Here is a 1,063-nt window from a genome sequence, read left to right on the forward strand (position 1 = left end):
ATCGCCCCGATCGCCGGCGGCATCGGGCCGGCCGAGCTCGACGGCGCGCTGCCCCTGCTGCGCCGGCTCCGCGCCGCGCTGGACGCCGCCCGCGACGCCGAGGACCCGCCGGAAACCTGATCCTGGATCGCGCCGGGGACGGCACCCTGCTCCGCCGCCGCCGGCGGGGGGCCGGCCAGGGTCACGCCCGGTACTGCGCCTCCGTCACGTGTTCCAGCCATTCCACCGTCTTGCCGTCCAGCTTCTCCTGGATGGCGATGTGGGTCATCGCCGTGGTCGGCGTGGCGCCGTGCCAGTGCTTCTCACCGGGCGGGAACCAGACCACGTCGCCCGGCCGGATCTCCTCGACCGTCCCGCCCTCACGCTGCGCCCAGCCGAGGCCGGAGGTGACGATCACCGTCTGGCCGAGCGGATGGGTGTGCCAGGCCGTGCGCGCGCCGGGCTCGAAGGTCACCAGGGCGCCGACGACCCGCGCGGGATCGGCCGGGCTGAACAGCGGGTCGATGCGGACGGCGCCGGTGAACCATTCGGGCGGGCCCTTGGTGGAGGGCTGGGCGCCGGCGCGCTGGATGTCCATGGGTCGCTCTCCTCGGTACGCTGTGCGCCGGCCATCCTGGAACGGATCGCCGCCGGTCGGGATCGCCTCGACAGGCGCTGCTCAGCGCGTTGTGCCTTCGATCATGACCCCGGGGTGTCCTCCCGTCCCGCCACGATCCGCAACGCCTCCTGCAGCACGTCCCGGGTGATCCCGTGCTTCCCATAGGCCGCCTCGGCCTCCGCCAGGGTCATCTTCAGCGCCGGCCGCAGGACCAGCTCCTTGTTGACCAGCACGGCCTCGAAATGGGATGGTGTTCCCATGGCCTCGACTAGGCGCTTCGTCAGCGTCAGCTGCCTCTGGGACGACAGCTTCAGCACCACCGGCATCGCAGAGCTCCTTTTGTCCGAGGGGCTGACCTAGCTAAGGGTGGAAAGGCTAGGTTGGAGAGATGGTTAGGCGCCGTCGGAGCCGGCTGTCGCGTTCGGTTCAGCAACGGCTGCTGGAGTACTTCGTCGCCGGCACGCC

General features: G+C 71.3%; 2 protein-coding genes. Both read right to left on the reverse strand.

Annotated features, from left to right (window positions below):
* Positions 1 to 181: 181 nt before the first annotated feature.
* Entirely contained in the window at positions 182 to 577 is a 396-nt protein-coding gene (locus OZN99_RS32260) for a (R)-mandelonitrile lyase (protein WP_270939270.1), read from the reverse strand.
* 101 nt (positions 578 to 678) lie between these two features.
* Positions 679 to 924 carry a hypothetical protein gene (locus tag OZN99_RS32265; RefSeq protein WP_270939271.1) on the reverse strand — a complete coding sequence of 82 codons (246 nt, stop codon included), beginning with the start codon at positions 922 to 924 and terminating at the stop codon, positions 679 to 681.
* Positions 925 to 1,063 lie beyond the last annotated feature (139 nt).

Origin of the sequence: Falsiroseomonas oryzae (genome assembly GCF_027856955.1) — a bacterium.
Taxonomy (GTDB): Bacteria; Pseudomonadota; Alphaproteobacteria; order Acetobacterales; family Acetobacteraceae; genus Falsiroseomonas; species Falsiroseomonas oryzae.

Coding starts and splice junctions, on each gene's coding strand:
- OZN99_RS32260 (WP_270939270.1), bottom strand. CDS start 577: ATGGACATCCAGCGCGCCGGCGCCCAGCCCTCCACCAAGGGCCCGCCC.
- OZN99_RS32265 (WP_270939271.1), bottom strand. CDS start 924: ATGCCGGTGGTGCTGAAGCTGTCGTCCCAGAGGCAGCTGACGCTGACG.